At 47.0% G+C, this 16,976-nt stretch carries 16 protein-coding genes; 4 read left to right on the top strand and 12 right to left on the bottom strand.

All coding sequences use genetic code 11. The annotated features are described in order from the left end of the window. Nucleotides 1-8: 8 nt before the first annotated feature. The 3 genes from RCO25_RS16385 to RCO25_RS16375 are packed head-to-tail and all read right to left on the bottom strand — an operon-like array spanning nt 9 to nt 1,627. The gene (locus RCO25_RS16385) at nt 9-707 is read right to left on the bottom strand and encodes a hypothetical protein (protein WP_308997213.1); all 699 of its coding nucleotides are present in this window, start codon (nt 705-707) and stop codon (nt 9-11) included. A 33-nt stretch (nt 708-740) separates the two neighbouring features. Beyond that, nucleotides 741-1,106 carry a nucleotidyltransferase domain-containing protein gene (locus RCO25_RS16380; RefSeq protein ID WP_308997212.1) on the bottom strand — a complete coding sequence of 122 codons (366 nt, stop codon included), beginning with the start codon at nt 1,104-1,106 and terminating at the stop codon, nt 741-743. 35 nt (nt 1,107-1,141) lie between these two features. Next, nucleotides 1,142-1,627, bottom strand: coding sequence for a DinB family protein (locus RCO25_RS16375; protein ID WP_308997211.1), 486 nt, complete (start codon nt 1,625-1,627; stop codon nt 1,142-1,144). A gap of 217 nt (nt 1,628-1,844) precedes the next feature. On the opposite strand from RCO25_RS16375, the gene RCO25_RS16370 reads away from it, so the two are divergent. Then, complete coding sequence (locus RCO25_RS16370; RefSeq protein ID WP_308997210.1) at nt 1,845-2,219, top strand: winged helix-turn-helix transcriptional regulator; 375 nt, start codon at nt 1,845-1,847, stop codon at nt 2,217-2,219. Between the two features lie 260 nt (nt 2,220-2,479). Further along, entirely contained in the window at nt 2,480-3,646 is a 1,167-nt protein-coding gene (locus tag RCO25_RS16365; protein WP_308997209.1) for an MFS transporter, read from the top strand. Nucleotides 3,647-3,761: 115 nt separating this feature from the next. Here the strand turns inward: RCO25_RS16365 and RCO25_RS16360 are convergent, their stop codons facing one another. From RCO25_RS16360 to RCO25_RS16350, 3 genes are all read right to left on the bottom strand, one after another. Further along, on the bottom strand, nt 3,762-4,265 hold the full coding sequence (locus RCO25_RS16360) for a ferritin (protein ID WP_308997259.1): 504 nt from the start codon (nt 4,263-4,265) through the stop codon (nt 3,762-3,764). Between the two features lie 95 nt (nt 4,266-4,360). After that, complete coding sequence (locus RCO25_RS16355) at nt 4,361-4,582, bottom strand: DUF1450 domain-containing protein (protein ID WP_141500541.1); 222 nt, start codon at nt 4,580-4,582, stop codon at nt 4,361-4,363. 68 nt (nt 4,583-4,650) lie between these two features. Beyond that, on the bottom strand, nt 4,651-6,075 hold the full coding sequence (locus RCO25_RS16350; protein ID WP_308997208.1) for a S41 family peptidase: 1,425 nt from the start codon (nt 6,073-6,075) through the stop codon (nt 4,651-4,653). 215 nt (nt 6,076-6,290) lie between these two features. Here RCO25_RS16350 and RCO25_RS16345 point away from each other — a divergent pair, with 215 nt between their 5' ends. After that, complete coding sequence (locus RCO25_RS16345) at nt 6,291-7,097, top strand: Cof-type HAD-IIB family hydrolase (protein WP_308997207.1); 807 nt, start codon at nt 6,291-6,293, stop codon at nt 7,095-7,097. 76 nt (nt 7,098-7,173) lie between these two features. After that, nucleotides 7,174-7,365, top strand: coding sequence for a cysteine-rich CWC family protein (locus tag RCO25_RS16340; RefSeq protein ID WP_308997206.1), 192 nt, complete (start codon nt 7,174-7,176; stop codon nt 7,363-7,365). On the opposite strand, the gene RCO25_RS16335 is transcribed toward RCO25_RS16340, so the two are convergent. The 6 genes from RCO25_RS16335 to RCO25_RS16310 form a co-directional block, all read right to left on the bottom strand. Beyond that, nucleotides 7,355-7,879, bottom strand: coding sequence for a phage tail protein (locus RCO25_RS16335; protein ID WP_308997205.1), 525 nt, complete (start codon nt 7,877-7,879; stop codon nt 7,355-7,357). The genes RCO25_RS16340 and RCO25_RS16335 overlap by 11 nt on opposite strands. 21 nt (nt 7,880-7,900) lie before the next feature. After that, on the bottom strand, nt 7,901-8,404 hold the full coding sequence (locus RCO25_RS16330) for a phage tail protein (protein ID WP_308997204.1): 504 nt from the start codon (nt 8,402-8,404) through the stop codon (nt 7,901-7,903). A gap of 12 nt (nt 8,405-8,416) precedes the next feature. Beyond that, entirely contained in the window at nt 8,417-8,935 is a 519-nt protein-coding gene (locus tag RCO25_RS16325) for a phage tail protein (RefSeq protein ID WP_308997203.1), read from the bottom strand. A 52-nt stretch (nt 8,936-8,987) separates the two neighbouring features. Beyond that, nucleotides 8,988-9,476 carry a GNAT family N-acetyltransferase gene (locus tag RCO25_RS16320; RefSeq protein WP_308997202.1) on the bottom strand — a complete coding sequence of 163 codons (489 nt, stop codon included), beginning with the start codon at nt 9,474-9,476 and terminating at the stop codon, nt 8,988-8,990. A gap of 10 nt (nt 9,477-9,486) precedes the next feature. Next, a complete protein-coding gene (locus RCO25_RS16315; protein ID WP_308997201.1) occupies nt 9,487-14,094 on the bottom strand; it encodes an S-layer homology domain-containing protein in 4,608 nt (1,535 codons plus the stop codon). Nucleotides 14,095-14,264: 170 nt separating this feature from the next. Then, the gene (locus RCO25_RS16310) at nt 14,265-16,700 is read right to left on the bottom strand and encodes a bifunctional diguanylate cyclase/phosphodiesterase (protein WP_308997200.1); all 2,436 of its coding nucleotides are present in this window, start codon (nt 16,698-16,700) and stop codon (nt 14,265-14,267) included. Nucleotides 16,701-16,976: the final 276 nt, after the last annotated feature.

Genomic DNA, 16,976 nt, shown 5'->3' with positions numbered 1-16,976 from the left:
AATCCCATTTATCTCGTTTCTAAAAACTGCGCCAATGAGGTGATGCCTTCAAAGCGATGAATGAGCACGCCTCGTTCCTTTAGATGATTTTGCAGAAGCGTATCGAGCCGTTCGACCGCTTCCAGAAGCGACGTGAAATCTAAGGGATCAAGCAGCGGGATTAAATCGAGGAAACCTAACCGGTCATACAAAGCCTGGCCTTCCAAGCCCAGATTTACCGAAAAACCCTTTTCAGCGTAAAATAAGGCCCGTGCGATCTCGTCCTGCGCAGCAAGCGCTCCGAAAAAAGCCAAATCGTAGTTCTCGGTTTCACATGCGGTCCGCACCTTATCCAAAATTCCTTTGATCTCCTCATAAAAACCATGCATTCTATCGGGATATGACGCCTCGGCATAGGCTTCTTTCATTTCTAACACGATATCCAGTGTGTCCTGCGTGAGCTTTTCACATAATTCTCTGATTTCATTCGTTACTCGGGAGATCATTATTTTATGCAAGCGCTCTTCAAGTTCAGCCGGCTTTAGGGTCAGCTGCATAATTTGATCCTTATTCTTTCCCCAGCCTTTGGTGAAATAGGTACCATTTAATAAGGCGAGACTCTGGAACACCTTTGTCAAAATATTATAGGCTTCGGTACGACAAATGGATAAGTCTCCAGCCGCTTCTGTCCGGCTCATTTTATATAAATGAACATAAACCTCCCGCAATCCTGCTTCCGCTTTCTCAGCGAGCTTCAGTCTTTACCGGGACATTTGTAAAGTTGTTTCGCGCAGCTTAAGAAAACGAGCACAGTCTTCATCTGAGCGTACGTACAAAATTTCGCAATTTGCGATAATCGTCGTCTGAGGCTCTTCGAACGCCGCCATTCGCTCTGCTCTTTCCCAGCTGATAGGCCAGAAATCGAAGCTTATGTCTTCTAAAACAAATTGGAGGCTTGCCCTGTAACCATCGGATGTGGCTGGAATGAAAAAGAAATCCAGATCTGAACGTTTTGCAGCTGTTCCTTGCGCATACGAACCGTAATATGCAATGAGAGCTATGTCTTCCGGAAAATTTGCCCGAACATGGTTAACTAAAGTATGAGCAACCTCGAATATATTTTGCATATTATCCCCCATTACTGCACATTGTGACCCAGCTATCATTTAACAGATATATCGATTAGCCCTTTTCCGATTACGTTTGCAGATACCGGCTTCTTGCCAATCTCTCTTGCCCAAACGGACAATTGACCGGCGTGATGAATGTGATGAGCGATGACATGACGCATTATCTCGCCCCATGCATCAATAGCCTCGCTGCCGTCTGGCTTGGTGTCATAGAAAGGACGAGCCTCCATGCTCGCATCCCAGGAGAGAACGAAATTCTCAACATCCCCTCTGAAAGCTTGATCCAACGCACGTACCTTCTCCAAGGTTTGATAATTCGCAAAGTTTTCTTGAAAATCGGATTTACCTTGCAGGACACGGATCCAGCTCCACTCTACGTCAATGATATGGAAGAGAGTATGCAAAATCCCTCCAACGCCGCCAGTACGGCTGCGCAGCAGTTCCTCCGCAGGTACATCCTCGCACCAACGGTACCATTCTTCTCTAACCAGCCAATTGTAACGAAACATCGTTTGCAACAGATGATCCCTCCCATTTCATATAATATCAGCTTACTATACTGGCATATGAAGTTCCATGTAGAAAACGGTTTAAAGGAATAAGCCGCTTAACGATTTGCCATCCAATCTTTATTTGACATGATAAAGAGCGTTTGTTCATAATGAAAGCATAAAATGACAGTAAGTTCGATTTACGATGCTAGTCTAGCTTTCTTTTGATTAGGAGGAGTATCCCATGGCCGAGCAAGCAAGCCAAAACAATGACTGCAAGGAAACAGCCAGCTCCAGCATCTGCGAAGTGCTGCAAATTTTAGGAGCCAAATGGGCTTTCCTCGTTCTAGAAGAGCTGCTTAACGGGCCTCAGCGCTTCAACCAGCTGCAGCGGAACGTTTCGATCGTCAAAACCCAATCGCTCACCGACACACTTCGCCATTTGGAGAAAAACGGTCTCGTGCTCCGCAAAGTGTTTCCGACTGTCCCTGTAACCGTAGAGTACTCACTGACTGAGAAAGGCAGCGATTTTCAATCAGCCTTGAAGGAAATGGACAAATGGGTGCAAAAGTGGGGCAATCCGAAACAAAGCAGCGATGCTGTCGGCAAAACATCATAATCGGATTGCACGTCATCTTTGTTGCCGCTAAGGGATTTTTTCCCTTAGCGGTTTTTTGTCATGCTAACCGCTTCTTGCACTTACTTTAAGTTAGTTAGTCAAAATAACTGGATGATATCCAAATGCTTTGCGTTCTTACATAAATAAAGCAGCTTAACTATAATTCAATCAAGAGCTTCGCCAGACGCGGCAAGCCCGCTGATAAAGGCTAGTCATTTCGCTCCGACGCTAGAATACACAAGAGAGAGGATTTGTTATCTATGAATCGATTGGTCATTTATATTTTAACGGCAGCCGTTTTCTTCACCGCAACTTCCGAGCTGGTCGTGGCTGGCATTCTGAATATTTTAGCTGATCAACTGCTTGTTTCGGTGGCTGTGGCTGGACAGCTTATCACTGTCTATTCGCTCGCATTCGCCATCGGGACTCCGATCGTCATCTCATTGACGGCGCGAATGGGGCGCAAGAAGCTTCTGCTCCTAGCCATGCTTTTCTTCATTATCGGTAACGCCATCTCCTTCCTAAGTACCAGCTTTACTATGCTGCTAACATCTCGGATCGTCCTTGGCGCAAGCTCCGGCGTCTTGCTTGTCGCTGCCTTTAGCACCGCTGCCAAGCTCGTTCCCCCCGAGAAAATCGGCAGCGCGATCGGCACAATTATTCTTGGTTTTAGCAGTGCCATGATTCTTGGCGTACCTATCGGCATAGCGCTTACCGATCTATTCTCTTGGCAGATGATTTTCTTGTTCCTCGCCGCGGGCAGCTTTGCCATCTTGATCGCTATGGCGCTCATGCTGCCTGATATCGAAGGTGACGCTCCGGTCCCTTTTGCCAAACAATTCAGCGTACTTTCTCATCCGGTCATTCTTTTCGCCTTGCTGCTCGTATTGTTTAGGGAGTTCGGGAACTCGGTTATGTTTACGTATTTAACGTCCTTCTTGGATATGATCCTGCACCAGAGCACTTCCTCCATTGGCATTATAATGCTCGCATTCGGAATTGCCGGTGCCGTTGGCTCACGTATTGGAGGCTCGGCCGTCGACAAATGGGGAAGCGTTCGGATGATGATCATCAGCATGGTTATACATGTTGCCGCACTCTTCCTGCTGCCCCTCGCGATCCACTCGTTCCCGCTTGCCATTGCCCTTATATCGCTATGGGTCATGTCCATGTTTATTATGGGTCCGGCTACACAGACTTACTTTATCGAGAAGGTGCCTCAGTCAGCTAACCTTATCATCAGCCTGAACACCTCCGTAACTCAGATCGGTCTAGCGGCAGGCGCTGGCGCGGGAGGCATCGCCATCACATTAAACGGGACCGTTCTGTATAATCCTTGGGTAGCCAGCATTGCCCTGTTTGTGGCTTTCATAGCAGCAATAACCTCCTTCCAGAAGAGCAAACGAACGCGAACAATTAACGCCTAAATAGAAAAACTGCACCAGAAGGTTCAAGCATAATAAAAAAGAAGCCGTTTCTCTAGCAGAAGATCTACTGAGCAAACGGCTTCTTTATTATTAAGTATGGTCGTACTGGTCTGTTCTACAGTGCTGGAGGCGTGAAGGAGCGTCCTGCAAACTCTGCGTCCAGCATATAGAACGCGTTGCTGTCCTTATCGATGCGCTTCAACTTATGAATAATGTTATCGAAGAGTGCTTCCTCTTCGACCTGCTCGTCGATAAACCATTTGAGGAAGTTGATCGTTGCATGCTCGCGATCATTGATTGCAAGATCAGACAAATTGTAGAAACGTTTCGTATTTTGCTGCTCGTGCCCGTAGCCTTGCTCAAACGTGTCAAGGATAGACGCATATTCGTTATTCGGCTCTCCAAGAGCAGAAAGCGTAGCGCGACGGCCGCGGTCGTTCAGAAATTTGTATATCTTCATTGCATGAAACCGTTCTTCTTCTGCTTGTACAATGAAGAAGTTAGCGAAACCATCAAGACTTTCTCCGGAACAATACGCTGCCATCGCAAGATACACATGCGCTGAATAAAATTCAAAGTTCATCTGCTCATTTAATGCTTCTGCTAGTCCATCATTCATGCTCATGCACCTCAACCTTCCTAGATTGTACTTATTCTAACATAAAAATAAAGAACGGCAAATGCCGTTCTTGTAAATGTATCCATATATGATGATTATCCAATCATTTTCTTTAACCGCTTATAGAGTTTTTCTGCTGACGGCGCGCTAACCGTCTTCGACTTAATGACGACGAAGCACTCTAGCTTACAGGTCTTGCAATCACCAAGGCAATCGCTTTTCTTCTGCTTGATGTCCGGATAGCGATTTTTCATAGCCTTATAAATCGGTTCCGATCCGTTCTTTAAATTCCTTTTGCAATACTTAATCTTCTTCATCCGATTCACCCCGCAGCGCAACGAAGGATTTGCTTTCTATTTGATGATAATGATTATCATCCCCGTTGTCAACTACGATTTTTAAGTACCTCAAGTCCTTTTATGAGCTGGCTGTCCTCTTTGGCAAGCTTCTCCCGAAGCCGCTTAAGCAGCTGATAGCCTGTTTTGTCATTAAAGCTGCCTGTAGCCTCAAGCTTCTCGGCTGTTTGGAATTTCCGCAACGCCTCCGAGGTCTGCTCGTCGAACATCCCTTCCTGTCCTGCCGGCGTATAGCCAAGTTCCTTGAGCATCAGCTGCAGCGTCTTCACGTCCTCGCCGTAGCTCCCAACCTTCATGTCCGTACCAATCGCAAGCGGTCTTAGCTCCGTGTAGGCGGGAAGCGCTACGTCAAAATCCGGCGATACGCCTGTTTTATTGATCCAAGTTCCGCCTGGCGTCTTCCACTGCGCTTCGGTCAGGCTTAGGACGGAGCCATCTTTAAATTGATTAAAGGCTTGAACGACACCCTTGCCATACGTCTTCTCCCCGATAACCACGGCTCCCGCAGACTCCTTCAAAGCTGCGGTTAGCACTTCGCTCGCGCTGGCGGACTGCCCGTTTACAAGCACGGCAATCGGAATGGTCCATTTCTTCTCCTGCTTCGATTTGTAGGAAATGGTTTGACGTTCGTTTTTGTATACGACATTCAAAATGACTTTGTCCTTCGGAATAAGCGTGTCTGCGATCTTGATGGTAGGCTGCAGCAACCCTCCCGGGTTAGAGCGCATATCGAGAAGCAGCCCCTTAAGCGGCTGCTTCTCCTGCAGCTCCTTAATCGCGGATTCAAATTCATCCGCGGTTTTCTCGGCAAACCGGCTGATCGTCACATGACCAATGCCGCCCTCCAGAAGCTCCGATGTCACGGTATGAACAGGTATCGCTTCCCGCTTCAATGTCAGGGCAATGAGTTCTTCCTGATTCGGTCTTTGCACCTGAAGCGACACGGATGTACCTTCCTTGCCTCTAATAATACCGAGCAGCTCTTCGAACGTTTTACCGCTCAGCTTTTGATTATCCACAGAAATAATGATGTCTCCCGGCAGCAAGCCTCCGCGTTCGGCAGGAGCCCCTTTCGTGAGTCCGGTAATAATAAACTCGCCCTCTTCTTCCCGGAGCTCCGCACCGATTCCGTATATTTCTCCTTCATAGGACTGTGTATAGGCATCGCCTTTCTCCTCGACCAAATAGCGGGAATAAGGATCCTCAAGCGAGCTGACCATGCCTACCGCCGCTCCGTTGATCAGCTTTTTCGGCTCTGCTCCGTTTAAATAATCATTTATAATTTTGTCGTACGTAACCGTAAATTGCTGAAAGGCTGGTTCTTTCAGCATCGGATAGCGGTTTCCCATCCAAAGAAGCCCGATTGCAAAGCCAATGGCCGTAAATGCTACCGCCCCAAGCACGCAGAATGAAAGAAACCGTTGTTTCGCAGCCGCTGATGTAAAATAGTTCATCTGTTCATCTCCTCAAAAGTTTTACGAAGTAAAACTTACTTCGAAAGCATACGCTTGGTTTTGTGAAGCAAAACTTACTTCGAAAGCATACGCTTGGTTTTGTGAAGCAAAACTTACTTCGAAAGCATACACGTAGTCTTGTATGTGTGGGACATTTTAGCTACAATCAACCTAATCTTAACTATAAAGAGCTGGAGAGGAGCTTCACCGCTAGTATGTATAAACTTATCGCAATTGATGTTGACGACACGTTATTAACGGATGAACTAATCGTAACGGAAGGCACGAAGCATGCCCTGGAGGCCGCTATCGCACAAGGTGTGACGGTAACGCTGGCAACCGGCCGCATGTTTGCTTCCGCTCAAAAGATCGCTAAGCAAATTGAACTCAATGTTCCTATTATTACTTATCAAGGGGCCCTCGTCAAAACTCTGCTTGACGGACAAGTACTGTACGAGAGAAACGTCCCTATCGACGCGGCCAAGGAGATTCATAAATTTGCCAAGGAAAACGGCCTACATCTGCAGCTTTATGTCGATGACGAGCTTTACGGCACAGAAGATAACGATAAAATAAAAGCATATTCCAAGCTCTCGAACATCCCTTACAAAATTGAGCCTGACTTCAACAAATTGCTGGATTTTCCCATGAACAAAATGCTGATTATCGACGATCCCGCCCGGCTCGATGAAGTCGCTGAGCAGCTTAAGCTTCTTATTGGCGATCGCGTCCATATTACAAAGTCGAAGGCGCATTATCTGGAGTTTATGCATAAGGAAGGTACGAAAGGCCATGCCCTTAAATTTATGGCCGAGCATCTGGGCTGTACCATGGATCAAACCATTGCCCTCGGCGATGCTTGGAATGACAATGAAATGATTCTCGCTGCCGGCCTTGGCGTAGCTATGGGGAACGCTATTCAATCCCTTAAGGATATCGCTAACTATGTCACGCTGTCTAATAATGAGGAAGGCGTTCGCCACGTCATTGAGAAGTTCGTGCTGCAAGCAGCGTCTGAATAATTCCCGGTATAATATGCGAAACAGCCCTTTCGCTTAAGCGAAAGGGCTGTTTCATTAAGATGAGGAGCGCGAGCTAATGAATTGTCCGTTATGCGGCGGGTCCAATGAATGCGGAATCAAAGCTTTTGAAGAAAATCAAGAAGTATGCTGGTGCTTCCATGAAAAATTTCCGGAAGAGCTGTTGCAGAAGATTCCCGAACAGCAGCGCGGCAAGGCATGCGTATGCAAATCATGCGCCGCTGCCTTTCGAAATGATACTATGACCTAGGAGGAAAAATGCCATTAAGAGCGATGATGAAATTCACGCCTAAATAAGGCTGCATATTATTATGCGGCATGCTTTGTCCGGTTGCGCCAATAGCCTGTTGGTTCATCGCCTGCGCCGCTGAAGTGCCGTAAACAGGCGGTACACCGCGCCCCTGCGCGAGGCCTGCCCATACCGCATTTGCCGGCGAGCTTACGTTGCTGACAGCTACAGCAGCAGGAGCATGCAGATGTGCCGGAATTTCATTCTTTGACAAATTAACGGTTGAGCTGCCGCCAGACTCTCCTTGATAACGTTCCGTCAAGCCAGGACCTTGCCCCTGCTGCATCGGCGCCGCCCCTCTTAGATCAGGAAGAGCAAAGTTCGTTTTCCCGTCCCCCCCGTACATTGTGCCTAATAATGAAAATAACGCGGTATTTTGAGCTAACGGCAGCAATTGCCCTTCACACAACGCCCAGCCCTTAGGAGCGAAGTTGCCTGCAAAAATACGAATTTCACCTATATATGCGTCAGCCATTAATACTCCTCCTTACATTTTCTAATTGCGAGACGGGAAAATGCCACTGATACAAATACAATAATTTAATGATAAATAAGGCTGCATATTAGCATGCGCCTGACTTCCGCCAGCTGTTGAAAGAGCATTCGGGCTCATTGTCGTATTCGGTGTTTGGGAATAAGAGCCGCTGTTAACACCCGGAATCGCCCAAGTATGAGCAATTGGCGAATACTCAGTCGCCGCCTGTTCAACGGCTTGGGCAAAATGAGTGTGAGCGGGCAGCTCGTTAACGGATAATGTATGAGCCGCTTCTCCCCCAGTTTGACCTAAGTTGATACCGTTGCCGGCATGAACCGGTGCTTTGCCCCGTAAGTCAGGTAAAGCAAAGGTTGTTGAACCATTTCCCCCATAGGTCGTTCCCAAGATTGAAAATAAAGCCTGATTCGAATTGATAGCCAACAGCTGCCCCTGACAAAACGCCCAATTTCTTGGAGCATAACCAAAACCGAATAATCGAATATCGCCGATAAATGATTCTGACATTTGAACCCCTCCTTAGCTTTGTGGCGGAAACACGCCGGCAAGCGCAATGATAAAATTAATTGGCAAGTAAGGCATCATGTTAACATGCGGCTGATTGCCGCCAGCAGGCGTAATCGACTGCGGATTCATCTGCCCTTCGACTGCTGCGTTTGAATAAATATTTTTCGAGGTTTGCGTCGCCCATACGGCACCGTTCGGTGAATTTAACGTTCCCGGCGCATCCGAAGCATAAACAGGGTGCGTATGAGCAGGAAGCTCGTTCACAGTAAGGGTAACGTTCTCTGTACCTCCTTGTTCACCGAGCGTGTATGTCGTTCCATTTTGCGGGTTAGTCCCTTGACCGATCGGGATACGGCTCGCTAAATTCGGCAGACCGAAGTTCGTTTGCCCGTCGCCTCCGTATGTTGTGCCTAGCAGCATAAACAAGACCTCGTTTTCTGCAATCGGAATGATACTCCCGTTACAAAGAGCCCACCCCTCTGGAGCAAAATTACCGGCAAACATTCGAATTTCTCCAACATATGGTTCCATTGCGCTAACCCCTTTCTTAAATGAAATAAGTAATTTCTATAAGCAATCGGCATTATGAAGTACCGATAACCTCGTGGTCAGTGCTTCTCCATATCATTTGTTCATGCAGCTCGTCCCTTTGGAAGAGTGCAAAACCCATCCTTGCATACAATTGTTTAGCCGGATTATCGAGCCTTACAGTTAACCGTAAGGAGAGGCCCGCTATCCGGGCCTCCTCCTGAAGCATCGCTATTAGCCTTGTTCCTATCCCTTTATTTCGACTCGCAGGGGCTAGAATAATATCAACCAGCACCTTCTCATCTCCGGTCATGGCGGTATGAAGCTTACCAATAGGCTGACCATCCATAGTAATAAGGCGGATTTGACTATCAGGGTACACCATCCGGTAGGATTGCTGCTGAAACCGGAACTGCATGGCTAGAAATGATTGCTGCTCATCTTTTTCCCAGCCCCAGCCTGCCATTTCCTCCCTGCGCGTCTCGGCGTAAAGCTCGAAAAACATACGCTCATCTGCCACGGCTTCCTCTAATTTAAGGTTCATAACGATCTCCTTAGATGAATTGGCCGGTCTTCAACAGCTTTACGATTACGGCTGCCAGCTGCTCTCTCGTCATCGGTTCCGATGGATGAAGCTGATTGTTGCTTCCGTTCACAATTCCGAGAAGAACCGTCAGCTGAATGGAGGCTCGCGACCAGCTGTTCAGCTCATCATTATCCTCGAAGGATGCAAGGCTCGCATTCAGCTCCTCTTGCGAGAAGGTCGGCTTCAGCTCCATGAGGTCAAATGACCGGGCCAAAATAACCATGGCTTCCTCACGAGATATTTCTTCATTAGGCCGGAATGTACCGTCCGCATATCCGTTAATCAGCCCATACTCAGAAGCTGCTGCCAAGGAGGCTGCATACCAGCTGTCTTCGCTTACATCTGAGAATTTCTCCGTTCCGTTTTCCATGTATAAACCAAGTGCGCCGGTAATAATAGCCGAGAACTCGGCGCGGGTAACGCCGCGGTCCGGCTCAAACGTCTCGTCGCCTGTTCCCTGGACTACAAGACGTGACGCCAATTCCTCGACGTATACCTTAGACCAGCCTTCGACATCCTCAAATGTTTTCTTGTAATCAATTAAGGTAAAGATGCCATTGGCAAAACTGTGTACTTTAATTTCGAACTGGCCTTCGAGATTGCTGATCTTGGTCGGAACATGCACCAGCTTCCCGTTAGGCAGCAGAAGTACAGCCGTTTTCGGTTGTTTTCCTTTCAGCTCATCCTGTCCGTAAGAAATCGTGATATAGCCTTTAATCGATGATAAATTAATTCTGGTTTCCCCAATTTGGAAGTAGAGCTGATAGCTTATAGGCGTTACCAGCAAGGAATAACCTTTATCCTTCGCGAGCTGCTCCAGCTTAGCGGAAGTTGCCGCATCCGCTTGTTTAATTTCTATTTTCAACTGCGCAGTCGCGTTTTTCCAATCTTTCAATACATCCCGGATAGCCGATGCTGACAACCCGTATCCGGTGCCGCCTTGAACCAGCTTTATCGTGCTGCCGCTCGAATTAAGCTGCTTTATCAACGCCAAATCCATTGCCAATTCCACATTGTGGTGCGCATCGCCGACATCAATCGTTAATTCATTATCCTTTAGATTTTTGATGATCTCGGTCAACTTCTCGCCGTTCAGCGAAACAACGAGAACGGGTTTCCCATCCTTCAGTACAACCTCTGCTTTAACGCCGGGCTGGTTGCTAATGCCTTCTATTTCAACCAGTGGTGCAGATGGCAACCCGTTTCCGCTGCTTGCAGGCTGATGATTCACTATCGTAACCGAAGCCGTGTTTGAATCGGCTTGACCGTCATTCGCTTTATACGTAAAGGTTACATCCTCATAGTAGCCTGCCTCGGGCTCGTAGCTGAATTTACCGTTAGCAGCATCTAAAGTAAGCTTCCCTTTAGCAGGCTGTACAACGACCGCGAAAGTAATCGAATCATTATCCACATCTCCCGCAGTAAGCTGACCTTCAACTTTAGCGCTGCTCGTAGTGGAGAATGAAGCATTTTGAACGCTAGGCGCGTCATTTACTGGAGCAACATGAATCAGCATTTGGACTGAATCTACGGCCGGAACGGAAAAAGCCGCCCCCTTCCATTCAAAGCTTGCAAGTCCAGACCAATCTTGGTCCGGTACAAAGCTTAGATGAGCTAGGTCCGCTAAAGCAACCTTTACGTTTGCGGCGGCTTCAGCTCCGTTAAGCATCAGCTTGCCGTTTGCCGGGAGCGACACAATCGTAATTTCATCAAGCGTTTTACTGTCCGCATTGGTATATAAGAAGTCATTGATCCCAAAATGAAGCTCCGTGTCCTCTAACCCATTCACGCTGCTATTATTCATAACCGGGATGGATCGATAGAGAATCGTATCCGAAACCACCTTCTTATTACCAGCCGCATCCGTTAGCTCCAAATAAACCGTCTTTTCCCCAAAGCCGTTTGAAAGCTCCCAATCTGCCAGGGGAACCGCCGTCCAAGCCGTTCCATGGTTGGATAATTGCTTCATGACCGCACTGGCATCCGTACCTTCTAACGAGAGCTTGACAAATGAGCCGGTGGTTTCCAAATCGCCATCATTAATGACAATGCTTCCGCTCGGCGCCGTTTTGTCAATCGTAAACAAAACATTCACGCTGTTGCCGTATGCATCCGTTACGACGAGCGAATAATCGCCCTCCGCCGTAATGCTGGTGCCGCTCGCATAACTGCTGCCGTTCAGTTTCGCTGCAACCCCGGTATTGTTATCGGCAAAGGTTGGCTGGCGATCCGTATTGTAAAACGCTCCATCCGCTGCTCCGCTCACCGTCGGCCGCGTTTTGTCGATACTGAAGCTGACGGATGCCATATTGCCCGCTTCATCTGTTACAACAAGCGTATGGTTCCCTTCCGCGCTTACGCTGCTTCCGCTGCTGAAGTCATTGCCATTCAGCTGCGCTGTGCCTTTATTAAAGGTAATCACCGCATCATGGTTTAACTTATCTCCGTCGCTTACTCCCGTAATAAGCGGCAATACGGAATCCACAATAATGGTGTCAATGTATTCATTTGTATTTCCAGCCGCATCCCTGAGCTGCAGATAGACCGTTTTCTCGCCGCCCCCATCCGTCAGAGACCAGCTTTTTGTTACATCAGCTGCTGCCCAATCTCCGTCATCCCAATCTGATCCGTTATTGGAAAAACGCATTTGAACAGCGTGAATGTCTTCAAAGGCAATCTTTAAAGCTACGGCTTTATCCTTAACATAGCTTTTGCCGTTTTCAATAGATAAACTGCCAGTCGGTGCTGTTTTATCGATTTCAAAGGAAACCGTCGCAGCATGACCAAGCTCATCCGTCACGACAAGCACATAGGCTCCAGCCGCACTGATCGTCGTACCGCTGGCAAAGGCTTCTCCGTTTAACTGTGCCGTTCCTTCGTCAAATGAAAGGGTAACATCACGGTTTACAACGTCCCCGTTCGCAATTCCCGTAATGACGGGAGCGGTTGTATCCAATGTGACGGTGTCATTAAATTCAGCAGCGTTCCCTGCTTCGTCTGTCAGCTTCAAATACACGGTCTTGATTCCGTCTCCTCCGGCAATCGACCAAGCCTTGCTGCTTGAGAAGGGTTCCGCAGTACTCCAAGTCGTATGATCATTGGAGAACTGCATGGTTAAAGCTTGCGCATCCGTTCCCGTTACAGCGAGCGACACGGATGCGCTGTTCGTTTTGGCTGCACCGCCAGCGATGACTACGCTGCCGTTCGGAGACGTTTTGTCGATCGTAAACGTAACGGTCACGCTGTTGCCGTAAGCATCCGTTACGACGAGCGAATAATCGCCTTCCGCCGTAATGCTGTCGCCGCTCGCAAAGCTGCTGCCGTTCAGCTTTGCCGTTACCCCGGCATTGTTATCTGCGTAGGACGGCTGACGATCCGTATTGTAAGACGTCCCGTTCGTTACTCCGCTCACAGTTGGCAGCGTTTTGTCGATACTGAAGCTCAATGCCGTTATGTTACCTGCTTTATCCGTAACAGCAAGCGAGTAGCTTCCCTCTGCGGTCACTTGATGTCCGCTGGTGATAGATGAGCCGTTCAAAAGGGAAGATAATAAATTAGATTCCGCAATCGTAATCGTAACCGTCTCTTTCGATTTCTGCAGATTAGAAACTCCGCCAATGATCGGGGCAACGGTATCTAATGAAATCGAATCGCTCAAGACGGCCGTATTCCCAGCCTCATCGGTCAGCTTCATGTATACGGTTTTCAGTCCGTCGCCTGAAGCTAAATTCCACGCTTTTGTGCTGGTAATAGACTCTTTCGTACTCCAATCGACGTTGTTATTCGAAAACTGTACCTCAACTTCGTCACCTTCCGGGTCCGTGTAGGTAAGGTTAAGGGTTACGCTTGTATTGTTCGCATACAAATCGCCGTTTTGGATCGCTATTGTACCCGTTGGAGGTTGATTAGGTGCATACTCATATACCAAATACGGCAAACCCGTTGTTCCGTCTGCTTCTTGTTGATTAAACATAATCATATTTTGCACAATACCTGTTGCGCCGGGGTTCGTATCGCTTGCTGTTGGTCCTGATAAAATAAATGAGGCCTGCTGATCCGAAGATTCTAGTTGGGTTGAAATAAAGGGGGTAACATCGTACTCTAATAAAAGTCCGCTGCTTGAGGTCAAAAAATCAAAGGATTTTTTTTCAATAAAGTCATTTACAGGATGGTAAATCGGTAATTCGCTTGTTTCCTTGACAGCTTCGATCCAATCATCTGTAATAGATTTATACACACTAATGTAAGGATCCACTGTCGATTGTGAGCGTGAGACATAGCCGTTAAGAATAGGAATGACAAGCTTGACCGATTGCAGCGTTTTACTCGCATTTATTTCTGCAAGCGGAAACTGCAAATAAGTTTTATGCTCCCCTGTTCCATAGGCTTTGTCATACCCCATATAGTTTTTTCCTGACTCACCGTTTAAAACTTCAACCCCGTCGTAAAACTTATCCTTTGTCGGATAAATAAAAGGCTCCGGCGCAGCTGCGCTTACGGCTGAGGTACTGCCCCATTGCTGCAGAAGCATCACAACCAGCGAAAAAATCAAAACCGTTGCTATCCTCTTTCTCATTATTACCTCCTCTAACTAATTGGTAATATTAACCGAATGCTTACACTAAGTACATTAACATAAAATGTATATTTCAACAGCAATTTTTCAATTTCCTCTTTTTTTCAATGCTTCCATTCGGATATAAAGAAGAGGCTGTCCAGGCAATTTGCTCTGGACAGCCTCTTCTTTTATTTTTCTAGTCTTCCAGGTATGAAAAAACGCTGCTCTACTGCGCTTGCCGATAACGGCTTGCTGAAATAATAGCCCTGAATCTTTCTGCATGCGTTGTCCGTTAAAATATCAAGCTGATCCTTCGTTTCGATGCCTTCCGCAATGACCTCCATGTTCAAATGCTGCGCCATAGCGATAATCGTTGATACGATCGCCCTATCATTGTTGTTCTCCGTAATATCGCGAATAAAGGACCGGTCGATCTTAACCTTTTGAATAGGAAACATTTTCAAATAACTAAGCGAGCTATAGCCAGTGCCGAAATCATCTAAGCTGATTCGAATCCCGTTTTCGTTTAATTGATTCAAAATACCGCTTGAAATCGAGGCGTCCATCATCATGCTTTCTGTAATTTCCAGCTCCAAAAATTCCGGTTCAAGGCCTGTCTCCTCTAAAATTGCCATGATATACTCTGCCAATTGGGGCTGATGGAACTGCTGAGAAGACAAGTTGACGGAGATCGGAATTTGCGGTCCGCCTTCATCATGCCACTTCCGCATTTGCCGGCAGGCTTCGCGCAGCACCCAAGTCCCCATTTCATAAATAAGTCCTGTCTCCTCCGCAATCGGGATAAAGAGGCCGGGACTTAACAATCCCTTGGACGGATGCTCCCAACGCACGAGTGCCTCAATTCCGATCATCGCATGATCCTCGGTTCGGATTTGCGGCTGATAATGAAGCAGCAATTCTCCGCGTCCGATGGCTTTCCTAAGATCGCCCTCTAATTCAATTTTCTCAAGCAGCTTTTGATCGAGCTCGTTCGAGTAAAATTGATAGTCGTTTTTGCCTTTTTTCTTCACCTCATACATAGCCGTGTCTGCATTTTTCAGCAGCTTAATAGCATCATGCCCGTGACTAGGAAACAAAGAGATGCCGATGCTAGCGGAAACGTAGAAGTCGTTGTCCATTAGACGGTACGGTGCTTGTATCGTTTTTATGATCTCCTTGGCCAACAGCTCGATGGTCTCCAGCGATTCATAATTTCGGCAAAGCAGCGTGAATTCATCGCCGCCCATTCGCGCAAGCATGGCGTCATGTCCCTTTAGCGCCTGCTGTATTCGCATACTTACCTCTTGCAGAAACTGATCGCCAACCGTATGGCCAAGCGAGTCGTTGATCATTTTAAATCGGTCTATATCCAGCACCATGACGGCAAATGGCAGCTTAGCGCTGCTGTTCTCCTCTATGGCTTCCGCAATGGTTTGATTAAACATACGGCGGTTAGGCAAGCTCGTCAGCTCATCATGAAAAGCTAGATGATTGATTCGATTCTTCGCCTGCTTCTCTTCGGTAATATCTTTAAAAATAATATAGCTTCCGACCACTTTGCCATCTATCACGACAGGTACATTCGTAACGCTTAGTTCGAGTCTCTTCCCGTCTGCACGGACGATTGAGGTTTCATGATTTAGCGTCTCGCCCTCAAATGATCTATGAAACATCTGCTTTACGCGTTCCTGGTCTTCTGGAACAATAATTTCATTCAAAGAAGAAATCGGTTGATTTACGACCTCTTTGCTGCTGTAGCCTGTAATTTGCAGGGCAATAGAATTATGGCTTATAACCCGGCGCTGTAAATCAACGGATACAATGCCATCTTGGTTATTTTCGTACAGCGACTTATACCATTTCTCGTTTTGCTCGAGTTCTGAATCCTTGATTGCAAGCCGCTTCGAAATATAGATGCCTAATAATGACAGGCCCAATGTAAAAAAAGTGCCTCCTGTAATAAAATACGCCAACCATTTTTGATCCAAAATAATGCCGTAAAAAAGCGCAGACTTACTGCTGTTGTGAAAATTAGCGGCCATCATTCCCGTAAAATGCATCCCTACGATAGCAGCCCCCATAATTGCGCCGCTTGCAAGCTTCTTCCACCATTCCCCTTGTTTGTCCCCTTTGCGGAAATAAAAAGACAGCCATAAAGCCGCAATTGATGCGCCAAACGCGATGAGAATAGAGAAAATAAAAGTGATTGGATCATATGTAATAGGTACCAGCATCGCAGCCATCCCGACGTAGTGCATCACCGATATCCCGGTTGCGAGCATAAGACCGCCTATAAGCAATTGAGACCCTGTCAGCTCGCTTCGCCCTACAACGAACAGCGCAATAAATGCTGCGCCGATAGCGGCAAAAACCGACAAAAGCACGATGACTAGATCATATTCAATCGAAATGGGGAGCTTTAATGCGAGCATGCCGATAAAATGCATGGACCATATCCCCATTCCCATTGAAGCAGCGCCTAACATCAGCCACCTAAGCCGCGTGCTTCCTTTGGAGGTGCTTACCCTGCCCGCTAAATCAAGTGCCGTATACGAAGCCATTACCGCTATTATGTATGAGAAAATAACTAACAAACTATCATACGACCCGTGAACATGCTCCATTATATCCCCTCAGTCCTGTGTAAAATAAAAATCTGTAAGAGCACTCTTCTATTATACATTAGGTTATCTCAAATTTTTAATAAATTATTGAATAATAATGGGAATTATACAAAATGCAGCTGACTACGCGGATTTTAGGGACAACGTGTACCAAATTTCCTTGCTGCTGTTGAAAATACACATCTTCCGCCGCTCGTAAAAAAAGCTGCCCGGCAGGTCGATGACCACGGACAGTTTCTTCTTTCATGCCAATATTAAGGAATTCGCATCCTTAGC

Origin of the sequence: Paenibacillus sp. LHD-38 (genome assembly GCF_031157315.1) — a bacterium.
Lineage (GTDB): Bacteria > Bacillota > Bacilli > Paenibacillales > Paenibacillaceae > Pristimantibacillus.
The sequence above is the reverse complement of the archived record's forward strand: the minus strand, read 5'-3'. Positions and strand labels throughout refer to the sequence as shown.

Bases quoted from the DNA above. Each gene is read 5' to 3' on its own strand.
- RCO25_RS16335 (WP_308997205.1), bottom strand. From the start codon at position 7,879: ATGGCTGACGCATATATAGGTGAAATTCGTATTTTTGCAGGCAACTTC.
- RCO25_RS16360 (WP_308997259.1), bottom strand. From the start codon at position 4,265: ATGAATGATGGACTAGCAGAAGCATTAAATGAGCAGATGAACTTTGAA.
- RCO25_RS16310 (WP_308997200.1), bottom strand. From the start codon at position 16,700: ATGGAGCATGTTCACGGGTCGTATGATAGTTTGTTAGTTATTTTCTCA.
- RCO25_RS16345 (WP_308997207.1), top strand. From the start codon at position 6,291: ATGTATAAACTTATCGCAATTGATGTTGACGACACGTTATTAACGGAT.
- RCO25_RS16365 (WP_308997209.1), top strand. From the start codon at position 2,480: ATGAATCGATTGGTCATTTATATTTTAACGGCAGCCGTTTTCTTCACC.
- RCO25_RS16340 (WP_308997206.1), top strand. From the start codon at position 7,174: ATGAATTGTCCGTTATGCGGCGGGTCCAATGAATGCGGAATCAAAGCT.
- RCO25_RS16330 (WP_308997204.1), bottom strand. From the start codon at position 8,404: ATGTCAGAATCATTTATCGGCGATATTCGATTATTCGGTTTTGGTTAT.
- RCO25_RS16315 (WP_308997201.1), bottom strand. From the start codon at position 14,094: ATGAGAAAGAGGATAGCAACGGTTTTGATTTTTTCGCTGGTTGTGATG.
- RCO25_RS16370 (WP_308997210.1), top strand. From the start codon at position 1,845: ATGGCCGAGCAAGCAAGCCAAAACAATGACTGCAAGGAAACAGCCAGC.
- RCO25_RS16320 (WP_308997202.1), bottom strand. From the start codon at position 9,476: ATGAACCTTAAATTAGAGGAAGCCGTGGCAGATGAGCGTATGTTTTTC.
- RCO25_RS16350 (WP_308997208.1), bottom strand. From the start codon at position 6,075: ATGAACTATTTTACATCAGCGGCTGCGAAACAACGGTTTCTTTCATTC.
- RCO25_RS16380 (WP_308997212.1), bottom strand. From the start codon at position 1,106: ATGCAAAATATATTCGAGGTTGCTCATACTTTAGTTAACCATGTTCGG.
- RCO25_RS16355 (WP_141500541.1), bottom strand. From the start codon at position 4,582: ATGAAGAAGATTAAGTATTGCAAAAGGAATTTAAAGAACGGATCGGAA.
- RCO25_RS16325 (WP_308997203.1), bottom strand. From the start codon at position 8,935: ATGGAACCATATGTTGGAGAAATTCGAATGTTTGCCGGTAATTTTGCT.